Source organism: Kribbella sp. NPDC050470, assembly GCF_044458365.1.
GTDB lineage: Bacteria > Actinomycetota > Actinomycetes > Propionibacteriales > Kribbellaceae > Kribbella.
The window spans coordinates 567,636-584,999 of the sequence record NZ_JBITHV010000006.1 but is presented as its reverse complement, the minus strand read 5'-3'; the positions used below and the strand labels follow the sequence as shown (position 1 = coordinate 584,999).

Annotated in this window: 19 protein-coding genes; 5 read left to right on the top strand and 14 right to left on the bottom strand. The window is 66.6% G+C overall.

Annotated elements, in window-relative coordinates; genetic code table 11:
• Window positions 1–45 precede the first annotated feature (45 nt).
• Window positions 46–723, bottom strand: a complete 678-nt coding sequence (locus ACIBGM_RS20865; RefSeq protein WP_360536130.1) for a helix-turn-helix domain-containing protein — start codon at window positions 721–723, stop codon at window positions 46–48.
• Between the two features lie 110 nt (window positions 724–833).
• Here ACIBGM_RS20865 and ACIBGM_RS20860 point away from each other — a divergent pair, with 110 nt between their 5' ends.
• Window positions 834–1,694, top strand: a complete 861-nt coding sequence (locus tag ACIBGM_RS20860; RefSeq protein ID WP_396386482.1) for a class I SAM-dependent methyltransferase — start codon at window positions 834–836, stop codon at window positions 1,692–1,694.
• 12 nt (window positions 1,695–1,706) lie between these two features.
• Here the strand turns inward: ACIBGM_RS20860 and ACIBGM_RS20855 are convergent, their stop codons facing one another.
• From ACIBGM_RS20855 to dxs, 5 genes are all read right to left on the bottom strand, one after another.
• Window positions 1,707–3,017 (bottom strand): peptidase MA family metallohydrolase, encoded by a 1,311-nt coding sequence (locus tag ACIBGM_RS20855; RefSeq protein ID WP_360536134.1) that lies wholly within the window; start codon window positions 3,015–3,017, stop codon window positions 1,707–1,709.
• Between the two features lie 75 nt (window positions 3,018–3,092).
• A complete protein-coding gene (locus ACIBGM_RS20850) occupies window positions 3,093–4,574 on the bottom strand; it encodes an amino acid permease (protein WP_360536136.1) in 1,482 nt (493 codons plus the stop codon).
• 68 nt (window positions 4,575–4,642) lie between these two features.
• Window positions 4,643–6,010, bottom strand: a complete 1,368-nt coding sequence (locus tag ACIBGM_RS20845; RefSeq protein ID WP_396386481.1) for a hypothetical protein — start codon at window positions 6,008–6,010, stop codon at window positions 4,643–4,645.
• An 81-nt stretch (window positions 6,011–6,091) separates the two neighbouring features.
• Window positions 6,092–7,429: a hypothetical protein gene (locus tag ACIBGM_RS20840; RefSeq protein WP_360536140.1), complete on the bottom strand. Its 1,338-nt coding sequence runs from the start codon at window positions 7,427–7,429 to the stop codon at window positions 6,092–6,094.
• Between the two features lie 10 nt (window positions 7,430–7,439).
• On the bottom strand, window positions 7,440–9,332 hold the full coding sequence (gene dxs, locus ACIBGM_RS20835; protein WP_396386480.1) for a 1-deoxy-D-xylulose-5-phosphate synthase: 1,893 nt from the start codon (window positions 9,330–9,332) through the stop codon (window positions 7,440–7,442).
• 150 nt (window positions 9,333–9,482) lie between these two features.
• Here dxs and ACIBGM_RS20830 point away from each other — a divergent pair, with 150 nt between their 5' ends.
• Window positions 9,483–9,989, top strand: a complete 507-nt coding sequence (locus ACIBGM_RS20830) for a DUF402 domain-containing protein (RefSeq protein ID WP_360536144.1) — start codon at window positions 9,483–9,485, stop codon at window positions 9,987–9,989.
• A 221-nt stretch (window positions 9,990–10,210) separates the two neighbouring features.
• Here the strand turns inward: ACIBGM_RS20830 and ACIBGM_RS20825 are convergent, their stop codons facing one another.
• The 8 genes from ACIBGM_RS20825 to ACIBGM_RS20790 all read right to left on the bottom strand — a co-directional run bounded on the left by ACIBGM_RS20825 (window position 10,211) and on the right by ACIBGM_RS20790 (window position 15,538).
• Entirely contained in the window at window positions 10,211–10,693 is a 483-nt protein-coding gene (locus ACIBGM_RS20825) for a hypothetical protein (protein ID WP_396386479.1), read from the bottom strand.
• 28 nt (window positions 10,694–10,721) lie between these two features.
• Window positions 10,722–11,237 carry a hypothetical protein gene (locus tag ACIBGM_RS20820; protein ID WP_396386478.1) on the bottom strand — a complete coding sequence of 172 codons (516 nt, stop codon included), beginning with the start codon at window positions 11,235–11,237 and terminating at the stop codon, window positions 10,722–10,724.
• A 32-nt stretch (window positions 11,238–11,269) separates the two neighbouring features.
• The gene (locus ACIBGM_RS20815) at window positions 11,270–11,608 is read right to left on the bottom strand and encodes a hypothetical protein (protein ID WP_396386477.1); all 339 of its coding nucleotides are present in this window, start codon (window positions 11,606–11,608) and stop codon (window positions 11,270–11,272) included.
• 470 nt (window positions 11,609–12,078) lie between these two features.
• Entirely contained in the window at window positions 12,079–12,822 is a 744-nt protein-coding gene (locus ACIBGM_RS20810; RefSeq protein ID WP_396386476.1) for a hypothetical protein, read from the bottom strand.
• Between the two features lie 234 nt (window positions 12,823–13,056).
• Entirely contained in the window at window positions 13,057–13,614 is a 558-nt protein-coding gene (locus ACIBGM_RS20805) for a suppressor of fused domain protein (RefSeq protein WP_396386475.1), read from the bottom strand.
• 5 nt (window positions 13,615–13,619) lie between these two features.
• Window positions 13,620–13,856, bottom strand: a complete 237-nt coding sequence (locus ACIBGM_RS20800; protein WP_396386474.1) for a hypothetical protein — start codon at window positions 13,854–13,856, stop codon at window positions 13,620–13,622.
• 166 nt (window positions 13,857–14,022) lie between these two features.
• Window positions 14,023–14,517 (bottom strand): hypothetical protein, encoded by a 495-nt coding sequence (locus ACIBGM_RS20795; RefSeq protein WP_396386473.1) that lies wholly within the window; start codon window positions 14,515–14,517, stop codon window positions 14,023–14,025.
• Window positions 14,518–14,701: 184 nt separating this feature from the next.
• On the bottom strand, window positions 14,702–15,538 hold the full coding sequence (locus ACIBGM_RS20790) for a hypothetical protein (protein WP_396386472.1): 837 nt from the start codon (window positions 15,536–15,538) through the stop codon (window positions 14,702–14,704).
• 137 nt (window positions 15,539–15,675) lie between these two features.
• Here ACIBGM_RS20790 and ACIBGM_RS20785 point away from each other — a divergent pair, with 137 nt between their 5' ends.
• From ACIBGM_RS20785 to ACIBGM_RS20775, 3 genes are all read left to right on the top strand, one after another.
• Window positions 15,676–16,035, top strand: coding sequence for a hypothetical protein (locus ACIBGM_RS20785; RefSeq protein ID WP_396386471.1), 360 nt, complete (start codon window positions 15,676–15,678; stop codon window positions 16,033–16,035).
• On the top strand, window positions 16,032–16,571 hold the full coding sequence (locus ACIBGM_RS20780) for a polymorphic toxin-type HINT domain-containing protein (protein WP_396386470.1): 540 nt from the start codon (window positions 16,032–16,034) through the stop codon (window positions 16,569–16,571). Before ACIBGM_RS20785 ends, ACIBGM_RS20780 begins: the two co-directional genes overlap by 4 nt.
• A gap of 102 nt (window positions 16,572–16,673) precedes the next feature.
• Entirely contained in the window at window positions 16,674–17,165 is a 492-nt protein-coding gene (locus ACIBGM_RS20775) for a hypothetical protein (protein ID WP_396386469.1), read from the top strand.
• Window positions 17,166–17,364: the final 199 nt, after the last annotated feature.

Genomic DNA, 17,364 nt, shown 5'->3' with positions numbered 1-17,364 from the left:
GGTCGGTGCGGAGCCGGAAGCCCGCTCCGGCCCCCAGCAACTCGGTCAGCCGATACGTTCCCGGACAGCCGGGGCGAAGGGGCTCCAGAGGAACCAGGTCGGAAGCGCCTTGAGCAGCCGTGGCGGGCCGGCCAGGGTCACCGTCCCGTCCGTGGTCGCCTGGGTCAGGCTGACGATGCCGGAGAAGACGCGCATCAGGCCGACCGGGTCCGTGCTGACGACGACGTCCGCGTCGAAGCCGGGGTGGTCGGTGCACACCGAGGCCTCCAGCCGGTCCAGGATCAGCCAGATCCGGGTCGGGTCGTCACCGCGGTACTCGAACTCCACGGTGACCCGCTGCCCGGGCAGCTTCTCGAAGTCGACCCGCCGCGACATCCACCAGGTCAGGGTGACTGGATCGACCTCCCGCGGCTGCGGCTCGCTGAACATCCACTTCACCGCCCACTCCCCGATCGACATGATCACGCCCTCGAGGTCGCGACCCGCCGGGGTGAGCTGGTACTCGTGGCCGCGGGCGACCGGGACCAGCTCGAGCACGCCTTTGCGTTCCAGGTGATTCAGGCGTTGTTTGAGCAACGTACGGGAAATACCGGGCAGACCGCGGTCGATGTCGTTGAACCGCCGGCTCCCGAGCACGAGCTCGCGCACGATCAGGGGCGTCCAGCGATCGGCCAGCACCTCGCTCGCCAGGGCCACCGGACAGTACTGGCCGTAGTCTCGCATGGCTCATTGTGCGCTCCGGTCCAGGATGTGTACCAGACAGGTCCAGAACCAGTACTAGTACGTCGTACCGACCGGCTGATGCGCTGGGACCCTCACCACAGGAGGGGATCATGACCGTCACATTCGACCCGAAGGTCTACAAGCAGACGACTCGCGCGCAGTGGGAGGACGCCGCGGAGGCGTGGCACCGCTGGGGGCCGACCATCGAGGACTGGCTCGGCGACGCTACCTCGGCCATGCTCCGCGCCGCCGGTGTCAGCGCCGGCGCACGCGTCCTGGACGTGGCCGCCGGGGCAGGTGGGCAGACGCTCGCCGCAGCACGGCTGGCCGGACCGACCGGCCGGGTGCTCGCGACGGACATCTCGCCGGCCATCCTCGGGTACGCCGAGAGTCAGGCTGCCGAAGCCGGGCTGGAGACGGTCGAGACACTGGAGGCGGACGGCGAGGACTTGTCGGGTGTCGACGAGGGCAGCTTCGACGCCGCCATCTCGCGTGTCGGCCTGATCTACTTCCCGGACCAGCAGGCTGCGCTGCGCGGCATCCATCGGGCGCTTCGGCCAGGTGGGAAGTTCTCCGCGGTGGTCTACTCGACACCGGACCGCAACGGCTTCTTCTCGATTCCGGTCGGCATCATCCGCCGCCGGGCCGAGCTCCCACCGCCGGCGCCCGGCCAGCCTGGTCCGTTCAGCCTGGGCAGCCCGGGTGTCGCCGAACAGGCCTTCAGCACGGCCGGGTTCCACGACATCGCCGTGGACGTCGTACCGTCGCCGGTCCGGCTGCCCACCGCCGCTGACTGCGTCCGCTTCGAACGCGAGTCCTTCGGCGCTCTCCACCAGATGCTGTCCGGCCTCGACGAGTCCGGCCGAGCGGCAGCCTGGCAGGAGATCACGGACCAACTGACCCAGTTCGAAGGCGCCGACGGCTTCGCCGGACCGTGCGAGATGCTCGTGGTCACCGGCACCACCCGCTGACCCGAGGGGCTGTCAGCCCTTGAACTGCTTGGTGGCTGCCACCAGCTGGGCTGGGGTCTTGCCGGTGTGTTTCTTGAGGATGGCCAGGTAGCGGGTCTGCGTGGTGTTGTGCTGGGCGAGATCGGTGTAGAGGTCGGCTACACCCTTCTCGCCCAGTTCGTCGACCAGGTACGACGTGATCCACCAGCTCTGGCCGTAGGACCGGTCGCCGGCGGCGTCGAACTGCGCCCGGTCGGGCAGCACCTTCATCGACGGCAGGTACTTGGTCCGGACCGACTTGCGGTACGGGTCGACCGACCACTGCGGATCGTCCTCGATCGAGGCGCACCGGACGTACTCCGCGATCCCCTCGACCAGCCAGATCGGCGTCCGGACCCCCAGCTGCAAGGTCGCGACGTGCGTCATCTCGTGCACCAGCAGGTCCTCCGCCAGCTTCTTGCGGACCTCCGGGTTGACCACGATCCGGCTGCTCACCGGCGGCACCGCCTTCTGCTTCCACGGATCGCCGTCGTACAGCGAGACCGCCTTCGCCGCGATCGTCCAGCCGGAGTTGCTGCCGGCCTTCCACAGCGTCGCCATCACCCGCGGCTCCGACATCGCGACCACCATCACGGCCCCGTTCCAGGACCGCTTCCAGTGCCGCCGGACCCCGTTGACCGCGCCCTGCGACACCCGCGCGATCTTCTGGCCGAGCGCCTGCTCGCCCTTGTCGACCACCACGATCACCCGGCCGCGCCGGATCACCGCGATCTCCTGGAAGTCCCACGGCTGGCGGTGCCCGTCAGGGCTCAAGGCCTCGTCGATCGCGCTGTCCTCGACCAGGACCCAGGCGCCGCCGCGCGGCACGAACGCGTACCCCAGGTCGGTCTGCACCGGGCTGGTGTCCAGGTCGGACAGCTGGTAGCGCATCATCACCCGGGTCGAGAAGACGACCGCGCCGTACTTGGCCATCAGCTCCGGGGACCGGCGCTCCTCGTCGAGGAAGTACTTCAGGCTGGTGAACTTGAACTTCCGCAGGTTCGTGAACAGCATCCGCTGCCGCGCGACCAGCTCCGGCTGCTTCAGGTCGACGACCGCGAGGAAGCCCTTCAGGTCACCCTTCAGCACCGCCGCGGACCGCTTGGCCAGGATCGCGTCGACCGCGGCCTTCCGCTGCGCCTTCTGCGCGTCGGTCAGCTGGCCGGGCGTCGCCGTGGCCTTGACCGCGACCGCGCTGCTGCCGGGCACCGAGCCGCCCTGCTGGAGGCGCACCGCGACCACCCCGGACGTCCCCGCCAGCACGAGCGCGGCCAGGCCTGCGAACAGGCGCCGCGGGTGCTTCATCGTCTCCCCCTCCAGGTGTCGGCTGACGGATCCTATCGCCAGCCGACCCCGGAGTGGTCCAGAACCGACCTGGACTCAGGCGCGGGTGCTCTCGCCGGTGCGCTCCTCGATGCCTACCCGGCTGCGCCGGTAGCCGTAGAGGAAGTAGACCAGGAAGCCGAGCGCCATCCAGATCGCGAACCGCAGCCAGGTCTCGATCGACAGGTTCAGCATCAGGTACACGCAGATCGCCGCGGCCAGGATCGGGATCACCGGGCTGGCCGGCACCCGGAACGAGCGCTTGATGTCCGGCCGGCGCTTGCGCAGGATCGGGACCGCGATCGACACCATGGTGAACGCGGCCAGCGTGCCGATGTTCACCATCTCCTCGAGCTTGCCGATCGGAGTCAGCCCCGCCACGATCGCGACCAGGATGCCGATCCCGATGGTCAGCCGGTACGGCGTCCCCCACTTGGCGTGGGTCTTGCCGAGCTCACGCGGCATCAGGTGGTCGCGGCTCATCGCGAACACCACCCGGGCGGCGCCGATCATCAGCGTCAGCACCACCGTGGTCAGGCCGGCCACCGCACCCGCGGAGATCAGCGTCGCGAACCCGGGCCGGCCGACCGACCGGAACGCCTCGGCCAGCGCCGCCTCGCTGTTGATGTCGGTGTAGTTGATCATGCCGGTGATGACGATGCAGACCAGCACGTACAGCACGGTGCAGATCGCCAGCGAGCCGATGATGCCGCGGGGCAGGTCGCGCTGCGGGTTCTTCGCCTCCTCGGCGGTGGTCGCGACCACGTCGAACCCGATGAACGCGAAGAACACCAGGGACGCGCCGGACACGATGCCCATCACCCCGAACGTCGACGGGGTGAACCCGAACAACGCCTGGAACAGCGGCGTGGTGATGGTGACGTCCCCGTTCTCGGCCGGGACGCTGGGCGGGATGAACGGCGTCAGGTTGTCGCCCTGGATGTAGAACAGGCCGGCCACGATCACGAACAGCACCACGAACAGCTTGACCGCCACCAGCGCCAGGTTGACCCGCAGCGACTCCTTGATGCCGATCGTGGCCAGTGTCGCCAGCACCAGCACGAGCAGCATCGCCAGCAGGTTCACGCTGCTGTCCGGCCCGATCGACTCGGGCCAGCCCAACCCGATCTGTTCGAGGAACAAGGCGGCGTACGTCGACCAGCCCTGGGCCACGACGCTTGCCCCGAGCATCAACTCCAGCAACAGGTCCCAGCCGATGATCCAGGCGAAGATCTCACCGAGGGAGAAGTACGAGAACGTGTACGCCGACCCGGACACCGGGACCGTGGAGGAGAACTCGGCGTAGCACAGCGCCGCCAGGGCGCAGCAGATCGCGGCGAGGACGAAGGAGAGCGCGATCCCCGGCCCGGCGTAGGTTTTCGCCGCCCGTCCGGTCAGGGTGAAGATGCCGGCGCCGATGATCACGCCGATTCCGAAGACCGTCAGGTCGACGGCAGTGAGGCGTTTCTTGAGCTGGTACTCCGGCTCGTCGGTGTCGGCGATCGACTGCTCGATCGTCTTCTTCCGCATCAGGCTCATCTGCGCCTCCTCGAAGTGGACGGATCATTCGAGACTGCCCCTCTGACACCGCGAGGTCAAACCGCCACTCAGCGTTGCGGTTGGTAGGACTTGAGTGACGTCCACAACGTCACTTCGGTGAGCCCGCTGCGGGCTTGCAGGATCCGGTCGCGGGACGCCTGGTCGATGCCGTGCCGGGCCATGTCCTCGTACAGTTCCTCGACCTTCGGCAGTCCGAGCCGCTGGACGAGGAACCGGACCGCGAGCCAACTGACGCCGTACACGTCGGTGCTGTTCTGGTAGAAGCCGGCATCACTGGGCAGCGCGGTCAGCGCCGGCAGCGCGTCGTCGATGACCTCCTGCTCCCACTTGCCGACCTCGCCGACGCCGCTGATCGCCTCGATCCCGCGCCACGACACGTACTCGGCCGCACCTTCGGCCAGCCACAGGGGTTCGTAGCCGCCGAGATCCGCGGTGGCGACGTGGGTGATCTCGTGCGACAGCAGGATCTCGTCGACCCGGTCGCGCTCGTTCGGGTTGATCACGATGTACGCGCCCGCGACGGTTCCGTCGGCGGTGTCCTGGCCGGGCAGCGACGAAAAGGTCGAGCCCGCGCTCGCGGCCGACTCGACGTCCTCGTCGGCGAACCGGGCGTCGCGGACGTCGACCTCGTCCAGCGCGATCACAAGCACCGTCCCGCGCCACTTCCGCGGCCAGTACGCGGTCACCTGGTTCAGCGCCTCGGTCGCCTCGGTGACGAGCGCCCGGCCGCGCTTGGTGTCGCCCTTCTCGACCACGGCCAGCACCCGCGGTCCGCGGTGCACCTCGATCCGGCCGAGGTCCCAGGCCTCCTTGTGCGCGCCCGGCCCGAGGTCGTCGTCGAGATCGTCGTCGTCGGTGAGCACCCAGCGGCCGCGCACGTTGATGAACGTGTACCCGAGCTCGGACGTGACCGGCGCCTGGTCGACCTTGGGGATCTGGTACCGCATCAGGACCCGGACCAGGTACGTCGTCCGCCCATGCGCCTTGGCCACGTCCGGCGCGAACCGCTCCTCGGCCTGGCTGTAGCCGAGCTCGGTGAAGCCGAGCTCGACCAGGTTCGCGAACAGCACCTTCTGCTCGGCCCGCAGCTTCTTGTCCGCCGGGTCGAGGTCCTGCAGGAACATCGCCTCGTCGACGGTCTGCACCGCTTGCGCGCGGCGGATCAGAATGGTGTCGATGGCGACCCGGCGGGCCGCTACCGCGGCAGCGGTCTTCGACGGCTTCGACGACTGGCTCGGTCCGGGGGTCAGGCTCGCGATGGGCCGGGCCCCGGCATCCCGTTCCCGCTCTTCAACGGTGTACACCACGCCGCCGGAGACGAGCGCGACCGCCGCCAGCAACCCCAGCCAGCGCCGAGGGCCATGCGGCGGACCCTGAGCGCCCGGCGGCCCGGCGCTGGGGTTGGTCACACTCACGTCGGGTCGATCCTCCGAGTACCCGTCTGCTGCAGCCCGGCTACCCTACTCGCTTCCCCGGATTCCACCACCGACACGCCGTCAGACGGCAGCGGCCTTGAGAGCCTGGAAGAGGCCGGACTCGGTCAGGTTGATGTGTTCCAGCATGATCCGGTCTCGCTCGGCCTGGGTAGACCCGAGGGCCGACATCTCCTGGTAGAGCGTGCCGACCTCGGTCGCGCCGTACTTCTCGAAGAGGTAGTCGACGGCCAGCCAGGACAGCGGGTACGAGCTGTCGGACCTCTGGAAGAAGACCGCATCGGCCGGCAGGCTCGTCGCCTTGGCCAGGTACTTGGTCCGGACCGCCTGCCGGTAGTTGTCCAGCGCCAGGTTGAGGGCACCGTCCATCGGCAGGAACTCGACGTACGTCGCCGCCCCCTCGACCAGCCAGCGTGGGGCATGGGAGCCGTACGGCGCAGTCGCGACGTGAGTGAACTCGTGCGCGAGGGTGCGGGCGTCGACCTTCGTGCGGTTGCGCGGGTTGACCACGACGTAGGAGTCGGCGCGCTGGCCCTCGCCGGTGACCTCGCCGGGCAGCGTGCGGTAGACCCAGGTCGCCATCGCGATCGCGTCCTCGGCGTTCTTCGGCTCGGTGTAGTCGGCGCCGCGGACGACCTTGTCGTCGAGGGCGATCACCACGCCGGAGCCGGTCCAGCCGCCCGGCCAGCTCTTGCTCACTGCCTTCACCGCGCTGGCCGCCTGGCCGAGCAGTTTGGTCGCGAGCTGGTCCTGCCCCTTCTCGACCACGACCAGGACTCGGGACGCGCGCTTGACCAGCACGTCGCCGGTGTCCCAGGCCTCCTGGTGCGAGCCGCGCGGCAGCCGCTTGTCCAGGTCGGTGTCCGACACCAGCATCCAGCGGCCGTCCGCGCGCTCGGTGAAGGTGTAGCCGAGCATGGCTCGCACCGGTACGGCGTCGATGCCGCGGATCTGGTATGTCATCGCGACCGCGACCAGGTACGTCGACGGGCCGTGCTTGGTGCTGACTGCTTCGTCGTACTGCTGGCTCAGCTGCTGGTAGACGAGGCGGGCGAAGCCGAACTGGCGCAGGTTCGTGAACAGGGTGCGTTGCCGGGCGACCAGGCTCTTGTTGCCCGGGTCGACGTCGGCGAGGAACGCGGCCTGGTCGTCCTGGAGCACCGCCTCGGCACGCTTCCGCAGCACCAGATCGACCGCCGCGGAGCGTGCCGCCAGGTCGATGTCCGGCGTACTCGGCGTCGACGTGCCGGCTCCCTCGGCGCGGTCACTCGACCGGTGCAGGGCGAGACCGCCGCCGACCGCGGCGGCCACCAGGGCCAGCGACAGCAGCAGCGGCCAGAACCTCGTGCCCTTGGCGGCCGCATGCCGGCTCTTCGGGGGCGTGGCGTGACGCCCGGACATGTCGGCCGGCTCAGGCGCCGCCGGGGCGGCCGCGCGCCGGGTCGGGCTCGCTCATCGGGTCGCCGGAGCGCTGCGCGATCAGCTCGGTGATGTCCCGGGCCAGCTCCTGTCCGGTCAGCCCGATCTCCTGCAGTACGGCGGGACGCTTGGCGTGCTCGAGGAACTGCTGCGGGATGCCGAAGTCGCGGACCGGCGTCGTCACCCCGGCGTCGCGGAGCGCCTGCGCGATCATCGACCCGCAGCCCCCGGCGCGGCCGTTGTCCTCGACGGTCACGACGTACTTGAACTTCGCCGCCAGCTCGACCAGCTTCGGGTCGACCGGCTTCACCCAGCGCGGGTCGACCACGGTGACGCCGAAGCCCTGGGCCTCCAGCCGGTTGGCGACATCCATCGCCGTGGCCGCCATCGAGCCGATCCCGACCAGCAGCACGTCGGTGCCGGTCCGCTCCAGGACGTCGAGCTCACCGATCCGGTCGATCGCCTCGATGTCCGGGAACACCTCGCCCTTCGCGTACCGCAGCACGGTCGGGGCGTCGGAGACGTCGACCGCCTCGTTGAGCAGCTCCTCCAGCCGCTTGCCGTCACGTGGCGCGGCCAGCCGGAGGCCGGGGACGAGCTGCAGGATCGACATGTCCCACATGCCGTTGTGGCTCGGGCCGTCATCACCAGTGACACCCGCGCGGTCCAGCACGAACGTGACGCCGCACTTGTGCAGCGCGACGTCGAGCAGGAGCTGGTCGAACGCCCGGTTGAGGAACGTGGCGTACAGGCCGACGACCGGGTGCAGACCGCCCATCGCCAGGCCGGCCGCGCTGGTCACCGCGTGCTGCTCGGCGATGCCGACGTCGAAGGTCCGGTCCGGGAACTCCTGCGCGAACTGCGCCAGCCCGGTCGGGTGCAGCATGGCGGCGGTGATCGCGACCACGTCGGGCCGGCGGTGACCGATCCGGACCAGCTCGTCGGCGAACACATCGGTCCAGCCCCGTGGCTTGTTCAACGGCCGGACCTGGTGGAAGTTGTCCTCCTCGTCCTGCTCGGCGGCGGCGTACCCGAAGCCCTTCTTGGTCACCGCGTGCACGATCACCGGCCCGCCGAACGACTTCGCGTTGCGGAGCGCGTCCTCCATCGCCTGACGGTCGTGGCCGTCGACGGGACCGACGTACTTGAGGCCGAGGTCCTCGAACATGCCCTGCGGGGCGAGCATGTCCTTCAGGCCCTTCTTGACCCCGTGCAGCACCTCGTACATCGGCGGGCCGACATACGGCGTACGGCCCAGGTTCTTCTTGATCAGGTCGAGGATCTTCTCGTACCGCGGGTTGGTGCGCAGGCTGGTCAGGTGCGTCGCCAGGCCGCCGACGGTCGGGCTGTAGGAGCGGCCGTTGTCGTTGACGATGACGACCAGCTTCAGGTCCTTGGCGGCGGCGATGTTGTTCAGCGCCTCCCAGGCCATCCCGCCGGTCAGGCCGCCGTCGCCGATCAGCGCGACCACGTGCCGGTCCTCCTTGCGGAGTTTGTACGCCTTGGCCAGGCCGTCGGCGTACGACAGCGCGGTCGAGGCGTGGCTGTTCTCGACGATGTCGTGGTCGGACTCGGCCTGGCTCGGGTAGCCGCTCAGGCCGCCCTGCTGACGGAGCGTGTCGAACTTCGGCGCCCGGCCGGTCAGCAGCTTGTGCACATACGTCTGGTGACCGGTGTCGTAGACCAGCCGGTCCCGCGGCGAGTCGAACACCCGGTGCATCGCCAGCGTGATCTCCACCATGCCCAGGTTCGGGCCCAGGTGCCCCCCGGTCCGCGACACCGTCTCGACCAGCACGTCCCGGATCTCTGCGGCGAGATCGGTGAGCTGCTGACCGGTCAGCTTCTTGAGGTCCGCCGGCCCTCCGACCGTCTCCAGCACGCGCATCGAGCTCCTCCCGCGGGTCGTCCTCGAATGCTTGAGTCTATGCACCCCGCGCCCGGTTTCCGAACTCGCGCGGGCACTTGGGGATATCTCACACTCTGGGATGCACGGTGGGTGGGCCTGGTTTGTTCGGGTTTCACCTAGAGTGACGGCATGGACATGGTGAGGACGCTGTTCCGGAAGTACGACGGACAGCCGCATCGCCTCGTGGAAGCGTTCCGGCTCGGCGAGGACGAGCACGGCCTGTGGGTCGGCTCGGTCCCCGGCACCCAGGGCCAGCGCGCCGACGGCAGCTGGAAGACGATCGACCACCACCGCGTCCGGCTCTTCCCCCGCGGCCAGTGGTGGAGCGCCCTTTTCAATGACGAACCGCACCAGACCCTGATCTACTGCGACGTCACCATGCCGCCCGAGTTCGGCGTCGACACCGTCACCGCCGTCGACCTCGACCTCGACATCCGCCTGATGCGAGACGGCACCGTCCGCGTCATGGACGAGGACGAGTTCCACGCCCACCAGGTCAAGTACAACTACCCACCCCAGGTAGTAGCCACCGCCCAAGCCACCTGCGCCTGGCTGGCCACCCACATCACCACCACAGAACCCTTCACCACCGCCTACAAGCCCTACTTAGACCAAACCCGCTCCCTGAGCTCCTAGGTCCAGCCCACCCGCGCTCCGCAGCCGCTCGTCCCTCGCGACCGCTACGCCCGCTCCCACCCACCCCCGGCTCATCGCCGTCCTTCCCTATGCCGGCTGTCGCCGCCGCTTGCGGCTTATCGCCGCCCCTTGCGGGCTACCGCCCGCCTCAACCGCCCCGCGGTCCGCCAGCGCCAGCCTGAACCCCGCGAACCCACCGGGCCCGGCGCCTCGGACCACGGTCACCCCGTCGGCTCTCCGCCGAGATAACGAACGTCGGAGATCGCATACCGACTCACACCACTCTCCGACCGAACCTCGACAACGCCGTCGTCGACTCCCGTAACCCGAGCAGTCAGATCGCCATGCACTCGCTGCCAGGCGATCCGCCCGCCGAAGCACACCAGCGCCATCCCCACCTCAGTCTCGACCAGCACCGAATCATGCCCAACTTCGATCATGCGCCGCAGCCCACCCGGGTCATATCCACTCAGCTCGAGCCGCGCGACCTCCGCCACGACCCTCAAAGAGGGCTCCGCAACATCCCAGGTCAGCAGCGCACGGCTCTCCTCCCCCAGCGCAACCATCCAGCGGTCGAACGCCACAACCACCAGCCCGTCCCCATCACCGAGCCCAGGATCAACCACCTCCGACGCCCCCAACGCACCCTCGACAAGGACAACGCCCCCGGCCCGACGCCCAACCCTCCCGATCACCAGCCGCACCCACTGAGAGCACCCCAGCTCAACCGGATCAGCCACGCTCCCCCTGTTCATCCGTCCGACGTCCGCCGTACTTCCTCAACGCGCGGAGAGCAGCCTCGTACACGAGAACGTACTGGCCGTGCGACCGAGACTGGCCCTCCATCGTGGCTACCTTCGGCACCAGCCCGACGGCCGTCGGCTCTAATCCGGCCTGGGTCCGTCCGCCGATCTGCAGATTGATCGCTCCGTTGACAGCCAGCATCCGTCCATCCACAGCGGGCAGCCGCGCGACCAGCTTCGGCGAGAGCCGCTCACTGACGATGAAGTAGTTCCAGGTTCCCTCGTCGATGGCCTGTTGCAACTCGGTCGGCTCCACGACATGTGAGTCAGGCACATATCCGCTCGGCCCAGGTACAAGCCTGGTCGCGATCAGCAAATAGGGACCGAACTCTGCCGGCAGCGCACCGAGCACCCGCGGCACATCCTCCGCTCCCACCTGGGGAAACTCGCGCCTACGCCCACGATCGACCCGCAGCCACTCATCAGGACTCAACACTTCACTCACGGAACGCACTCTAGAAAAGAGTCTCCAATCGGCTAGCCGCCCGGTCCATCTGAACTGACCAGGAACCTTGTGAGCATCTGCAGCAAGTCGGCGGCGTCTGCTTCCTCAGCTGCGCTCAGCGACGCGAGGGGCTCGTTGTTCTCTCGAATGCTAGGGCGGACCTGGGCCGCGACGAGATACCCCCAGTGCCACGACAACTCTCGCCTCAGCCACTGGTCGGCGAGCCATCGACCGAACGCCTTCAAGGGATCGTCGCCGGTTCCCAGCGAGTGCCCGTCCAAGAACGCCACCAACGACGCGTAACGGCCATCCGGCAAGTACATACGCGGCCGGATGGGAAGCTCATCGACGATCGCTCTCAATTCATTCATCTCTCACCTCGCTCCGGGGGCTCACTCGGCGACCCGGCTGGAGGCCACGGAGGCGGCTCGGCCAGGTCCTTCGCGCCCGCCGATGTCGACCAAGCCTCGGAAGAACTCAAGCGATCGGTGGTGCGGAATGCGCGATCAGCCGTCCTTGAGCGCTGGATCGAACCAAACATCTGCGTACCCCCTGGCAGCGAGGAGGAGCCGCCATCTGCGGCTGGCGAGGCGAGATAGGACCGGACTTGTCAGCACGACCGGGCAAGATGATGCTCATACAATGGCTGGAAGACTCTAGGTGCTTCGGAAAGGCTCTCATCCCTCCCTGAGGTGCCAGCCAGTTGTATCAAGTCGAGGCTCATGCCGTAGGCATTCAGCGGCACCGGCTCGGCCATCGCGACCGTCGAGCCGAGTGATGCCGACCTTCAGCCCCGGAGGAGCGAGGACCTCAAGGACAGGCAACACAGTGCACCGACCGCTCAGCTCTCCTGGGCGGCGGTGAGGAGGGATCGGATGGCTGGGCGGGAGGCTCGGGGGTAGTCGTCTGCGCGGATGAGGAGTTGGCGTTGGCCGTCGGCGACGTCCTCTTCCATGACCTGCAAGACACCTGACGCGCGCTTCTTGGCGTCTGGGTCCTCCCACGAGTTCAGGTCGATCCGAGCGCGCCGGACGGCCGAGGCAGCGTCCGCCAGGTACGCGTATTCCGAACCGGTTGGAAGCCGCTGCTTGGTCAGGTCGACGCCGGTTCGGAACGCGACGTCGACCAGCTTCGCCCGCGAGAAGTCATTTCGCTCGAACTGGTTGACCGTCCTCCCGGTGATCTCCCGGTCTTTCGAGCGCACGGTGCCGTTGAAGACCACCTTCCGCAGCCGCCCCGAGAACGAGCACCCGACCAGTTCGACCGCGAAGCAGAACCAGTTCTCGATCACCGTGTTCTCGAAACTGCAGTCGACGAACCGGGCAAACCCACCCGGCCCCATCCGGAGCTTGGCCCCATCGAAGCTGCAACCGACGTACTCCGACGCCACCCGCCCCGCACCGAACGACGCGTTCTCGATCACGGCCCCGTCGAACGCGCACCCCTCCAGGCGAACGCCCTCCGCCAAGAACTGCCCGAACCGCCGACCCCGAAAGTCCGCCGAGCCCAACCGCTCACCCGAGAGCACCACCCGGTCCTGCGCGCCAACGTCAACCTGGCCCTTGCGCCGCACGTCGTACGTCAAATCAGCACCTCGAGCCTGGTCATTGCGGTGCGGTTGATCGACGCGCCGCGGTCACAGCGATGCGGGTGTTGGCTGGCCGGGCTGTCTCGGCCTTGAACGTGATCGGTTGGTCTGGAACCGTCTCTCTCCGCATCGGGTCGTTCGTTCATCTGGAGACTGAGTGTGCCATCGACTGTAGAGGTCAGGCAGTAAGTTCCTGCAGCCAAGCAATCAACTTTCCCGAGGCATCACGCATCACAACTTCATGGGATGGCGGCCGAAGTCCGTGAGATCTGGATCTTGCTCGACGAGGCGATCCTCAAAGGCCTCCCAGCCATGTCGAGCCACATAGTGCGCCTCCGGAGCCGCGATGGGAACCAACCAGGAGATCACAACAGGTCCGTCCGGACCCTCGCAGGTGGCGAACTCGTCCGGAAAGTACGCCGGCATGGCAACGTAGAACGCCTCCATCTGGGACCCGGCGAGTAAGGGGCCTCGGGGTCCGAGCACGTCACCACGGAGAAGTGCCCGACCGTCCTGGATGCAGGCCTGCCCGATCGGCTGAAGCAGAGAGGGGAGCGGTCCGCGGGCGAGCTTATTAGGTGCCAGCAGCAACAACTCGTGCCGGAACGTACGTGCTGTTGTCGTCGACCTCAGCGGGTATCGACCCAGCCCAAGAGTGGCGAAACTAACTGTCTTGTCGTCTGAGCCTTGATCGAACCGCACAATCTGAAACGGCATCTCTTCGCCGTCGGCATCCACGGCCCAGCCTTCCTGGATCGGTCCGAGATATCGCTCGAAGTGCTCGATCACACCCATCATCGCCGCCCAAGCCCCGCATCGTCGTTGCCACCTCGCCTGCCCGCGCCAGCACGCCGGCAGTCATCGAGTGCCTGCACGATGAACGGCCACAACCAGTTCACGTCGTCCCAGAGGTCGATACCAAGTACCTCGACGCCGTCGATGACCAGGCTCGCCGCGCCAGGCACGTACACGCCATCGCCGTCGTAACGCTGGGCCTCCTGAATGGGCAGGAAATCCTCCCCGATCCGCACGAAGCTCCGGACGTGGACCTGCTCATGCGAGCTCCTCCGGGTAGAACTGGCGGATGCGGCTTCTGCCCACACCCGAACGTAACTGGCAAATGATGCACGAAACCCGGCAAGACGACCCGCCGACAGCGGTCAGCATCGCCAATCGCCAGGGTGTGCTTACTTCCAATCAGCGGCCACTACCCTTGAGCCTCTGCCCCGCAAGGTTCCTGATGCGTTTGGTCGCGCCTGATCCGGCCAGCCCGCGGAGGACTTCGGCGCTGTTAGCGTCCTCGGCCACCCTCAGCTGCAGCCACTGAGACCAGTGCCGCGTGTCATCGCCACCGAGCTTCGTGTCATCGTCGGCGACCAGCCTCTCCAAGATTCCGACTTCGATGGCACGTCTCGCCGCGAAGTCTCGCTGGCGTCCGGCTGGGACCACCTCCACCCAGGCAGCCCGCTCCTTCTCTGGAACCAACTCGATCGCCCGCACGACAGTCGCCGACACCAGCGGCGAGTTGTCATCATCTTCCAGTGCCCGCAACACGACGGCCCGGCCTCCGGCATCCCGAAGCGACTCCTTGTACAGCTGCCATCGCACGTGCTCATCGGCAAGAACCTCCCGCGCGTCCCTCCCCGCTCGATCAGACAGCCACTCGATCGCTTCCCCAGGCTCCGCGGCCATCAGCAACCCCCATTCTTCTTGAACCATTTCATGTACTCACGGAGCTCGGTCGTAGCAATCGTTTCACCGACCACGATGAGGTCAAGCAGGTATCTCCGTGGACCCAGACCTGGGTGGTCGCCTTGCCTACTGCTCTCCGGTCTCGAGCTCGAACCGCCTGGATGCGGCGACGGAGGCTTGGGAGTCAGCTGGATTTCTTCAACTCCCGAACAGCGGCCTCGTAGATGAGACTGTATTCGACATGCGATCGAGACTGGCCTTGCTTGGTGGCGACCTTGGGAACCATCCCGATGGCTGCCGGTTGTGTCCCTGCTCGGGTCCGCCGCCCGATCTGCAGGTTGATTGCTCCGTTGACGGCCAGCGTACGTCCATCTACATCAGGCAGCCGCCTGACCAACTCTGGCGAGACACGTTCACTCACGATGAAGTAGTTCCAGGTTCCTCCTTCGATGAGTCGCTCCAACTCAGTTGGCACCACCACATGGGAGTTCGGAACATACCCGTCTGGTCCTCGCACGAGCTCGTTGGCGATCAGTAGGTACGGACCGAACTTCTCAGGCAGCGAGCTGAGAACCATGGGCAGGTCCTCGGCACGCACCCTGGGAAACTCACCCGCGCGCCCGCGATCGGCCCGCCGCCACTCGTCAGGACTCAACACTTCGCTCATGGAAACATACTTTAGGAAGAAGACATGATCGAAGGCGCCGGTGCGCCGAAGATCCGCGATGGCGCGTCTCTCCCGCGCAATCGGAAGCCCTCGACGAGTCGCGCGACCGACCTGGATGGCGATCGTGCTTTCGCCCCGCTGCATGACCAGATCGGGGAATCTGCTTCCGTACATCCGCTCGGGCAGGCTCCCACCCGCGACCGTGGTCCATCCCCTCGCCGCCAGCCTGGTCTCCGCCTCGTCGATGCGGTCGACGTGTGCGGGACTGCCCCGCCGACCATAGGGATTGGGTGGCTTGCAAGCGTTGTGGACCAACACCTCGCGGTCGCCGACGTGATAAGTGTGGATGCCCATGACAGTCAGGTTGTAGGCCGATCCACGGCGAGCGGTGCCAATTCCAGCAGGGCAAGTGCATCGCGATCCACTCCTGCCAGTCCCAGATCGACGTCGTCACGACCATCGTCCGCAACCCTGGCAGCATCTGGAACGCCATGGTCGAACCAGTCAAACAAGACTGGGCCAGCGGCGAGAAAACCAAGGCCACCGGCCGAGTAGCCTTCCTCGTCGCCGAAACCCTAGTAGGCACCAAGGGCGCCGGCCGAGCCGCCTCCACCGCATCCGCCGCCAGCCGGACCACCGGGACCGCAGCATCCAAGGCAGCGACTAAGACTGCAGTCACCGCAGCTGGGCGATGCAGCTTCGCCGCGGCAATCACGGTTCTCATGGCCGACGGCACGCACAAACCGATCGCGGAGGTCAAACCAGGCGACAAGGTCATCGCCAGCGACCCCGAAACCGGGGAGCAATCGGCCAAGGTCGTTACCCACGTCTGGCACATGACGACAAGATGATCGATCTCGAGATCGATGGCGAGGTCGTCACCACCACCGAGGACCACCCGTTCTGGAACGCAACTGACCACATGTTCCAGCGCGCCGACCAACTCGATGCAGGTGACCGACTCCTCACTCCAACAAACGAAACCGAACGCGTTGTCGGTATCCGGCCAGGATCCCAGCAGGTTGCCACGGCATACAACCTAACCGTCGACGGCACCCACACGTATTATGTGATCGTCGGCAACAAGCCCGTCCTGGTCCACAACACATGTGGACCAAACCTCGACGCGATGTCGGCCGCCGGAAGAGCGCTCGACAAGAACGGCCTGACCGTCGCCGGGCGCGCTTACCAAAAACATATGGCCAGGGGACAGTTGCCGAAAGTGGGCGGAAAAGAACTAAACTCCGCTGCTCATAACTTACTCGATGATATTCTGACGGATCCACGTTCTGATTTCCAATCGATCACGCAGGGAGGATTCAAAGGCGGGACGCGTGTAATCAGCAATAATATTGTCAATAAATCAGTTTGTTGGCGCCGTTTTTGATTCCGGCGGCGCATTCAGATATTTTGGGCTATTTTCATGACGGACTCTTCTCATCACCAGACCGGAGATATCGTAGGCGTGTCCCTGACTAACCTTCACGCAATGGTCGGACAACACGTGACACAGGTCTACTACAAGGGCTCGACAGAAATAAGCCAATGCGCGAGCATCCACGAAGTCGATCAGGCAGTCGTCATCTCGACTGAGTCGACAACGACGACCGTCGAATGGCGCATCGACAATTTCGTCGAGTTCCTCAGCGTGACAGATTCGGCCGACGGGGCTGCGACCACGGCGATCAATGATGCAGTAGAAATGACTCAAGGACCGCCGTGGAGCCAGTTGCTTGGATCTGCAGTCACTGGATTCGGTGTCGCGACACAGCCATCCGAGGCAGGGGACGTGCTGCTGTGGGCACTTCGTATGGATTTCGGGAGTGGCGCAAGCGTCGTTGTCGCCTTGGGGGACCTGCAAGATGCGGCTCCTCGCTACCAGCCAGACAGCCTGCTGGTGATTTCGGATCCGGAAATGGCGCGATACTACGAAGTCCTGGGTGCGACTGAGTCCGCATGGGGGCGCGACCTTCATTGGTAGTGGATATGCAACCTGCCGCCACTAGACCAGCGATATGCGATGCCCCAGCCGTGAGCCTTGAAGCTGCTTGTGGCTCGACGGCTCCCAGGCATGTCGCCGCCTCTGCAGCGAAGTGTCTTGCGGGTTCCGTCTGTGAGAAGGTCGCGTCACGCCGGAGCGCACGGCGTTGCACTCGCAGCGAGGTAGGTTTCGGGGTATG

Coding starts and splice junctions, on each gene's coding strand:
- ACIBGM_RS20775 (WP_396386469.1), top strand. CDS start 16,674: ATGGTCGGACAACACGTGACACAGGTCTACTACAAGGGCTCGACAGAA.
- ACIBGM_RS20785 (WP_396386471.1), top strand. CDS start 15,676: ATGGTCGAACCAGTCAAACAAGACTGGGCCAGCGGCGAGAAAACCAAG.
- ACIBGM_RS20865 (WP_360536130.1), bottom strand. CDS start 723: ATGCGAGACTACGGCCAGTACTGTCCGGTGGCCCTGGCGAGCGAGGTG.
- ACIBGM_RS20830 (WP_360536144.1), top strand. CDS start 9,483: ATGGACATGGTGAGGACGCTGTTCCGGAAGTACGACGGACAGCCGCAT.
- ACIBGM_RS20795 (WP_396386473.1), bottom strand. CDS start 14,517: ATGGCCGCGGAGCCTGGGGAAGCGATCGAGTGGCTGTCTGATCGAGCG.
- ACIBGM_RS20790 (WP_396386472.1), bottom strand. CDS start 15,538: ATGGGCATCCACACTTATCACGTCGGCGACCGCGAGGTGTTGGTCCAC.
- ACIBGM_RS20855 (WP_360536134.1), bottom strand. CDS start 3,017: ATGAAGCACCCGCGGCGCCTGTTCGCAGGCCTGGCCGCGCTCGTGCTG.
- ACIBGM_RS20780 (WP_396386470.1), top strand. CDS start 16,032: ATGATCGATCTCGAGATCGATGGCGAGGTCGTCACCACCACCGAGGAC.
- ACIBGM_RS20860 (WP_396386482.1), top strand. CDS start 834: ATGACCGTCACATTCGACCCGAAGGTCTACAAGCAGACGACTCGCGCG.
- ACIBGM_RS20840 (WP_360536140.1), bottom strand. CDS start 7,429: ATGTCCGGGCGTCACGCCACGCCCCCGAAGAGCCGGCATGCGGCCGCC.
- dxs (WP_396386480.1), bottom strand. CDS start 9,332: ATGCGCGTGCTGGAGACGGTCGGAGGGCCGGCGGACCTCAAGAAGCTG.
- ACIBGM_RS20815 (WP_396386477.1), bottom strand. CDS start 11,608: ATGAATGAATTGAGAGCGATCGTCGATGAGCTTCCCATCCGGCCGCGT.
- ACIBGM_RS20850 (WP_360536136.1), bottom strand. CDS start 4,574: ATGAGCCTGATGCGGAAGAAGACGATCGAGCAGTCGATCGCCGACACC.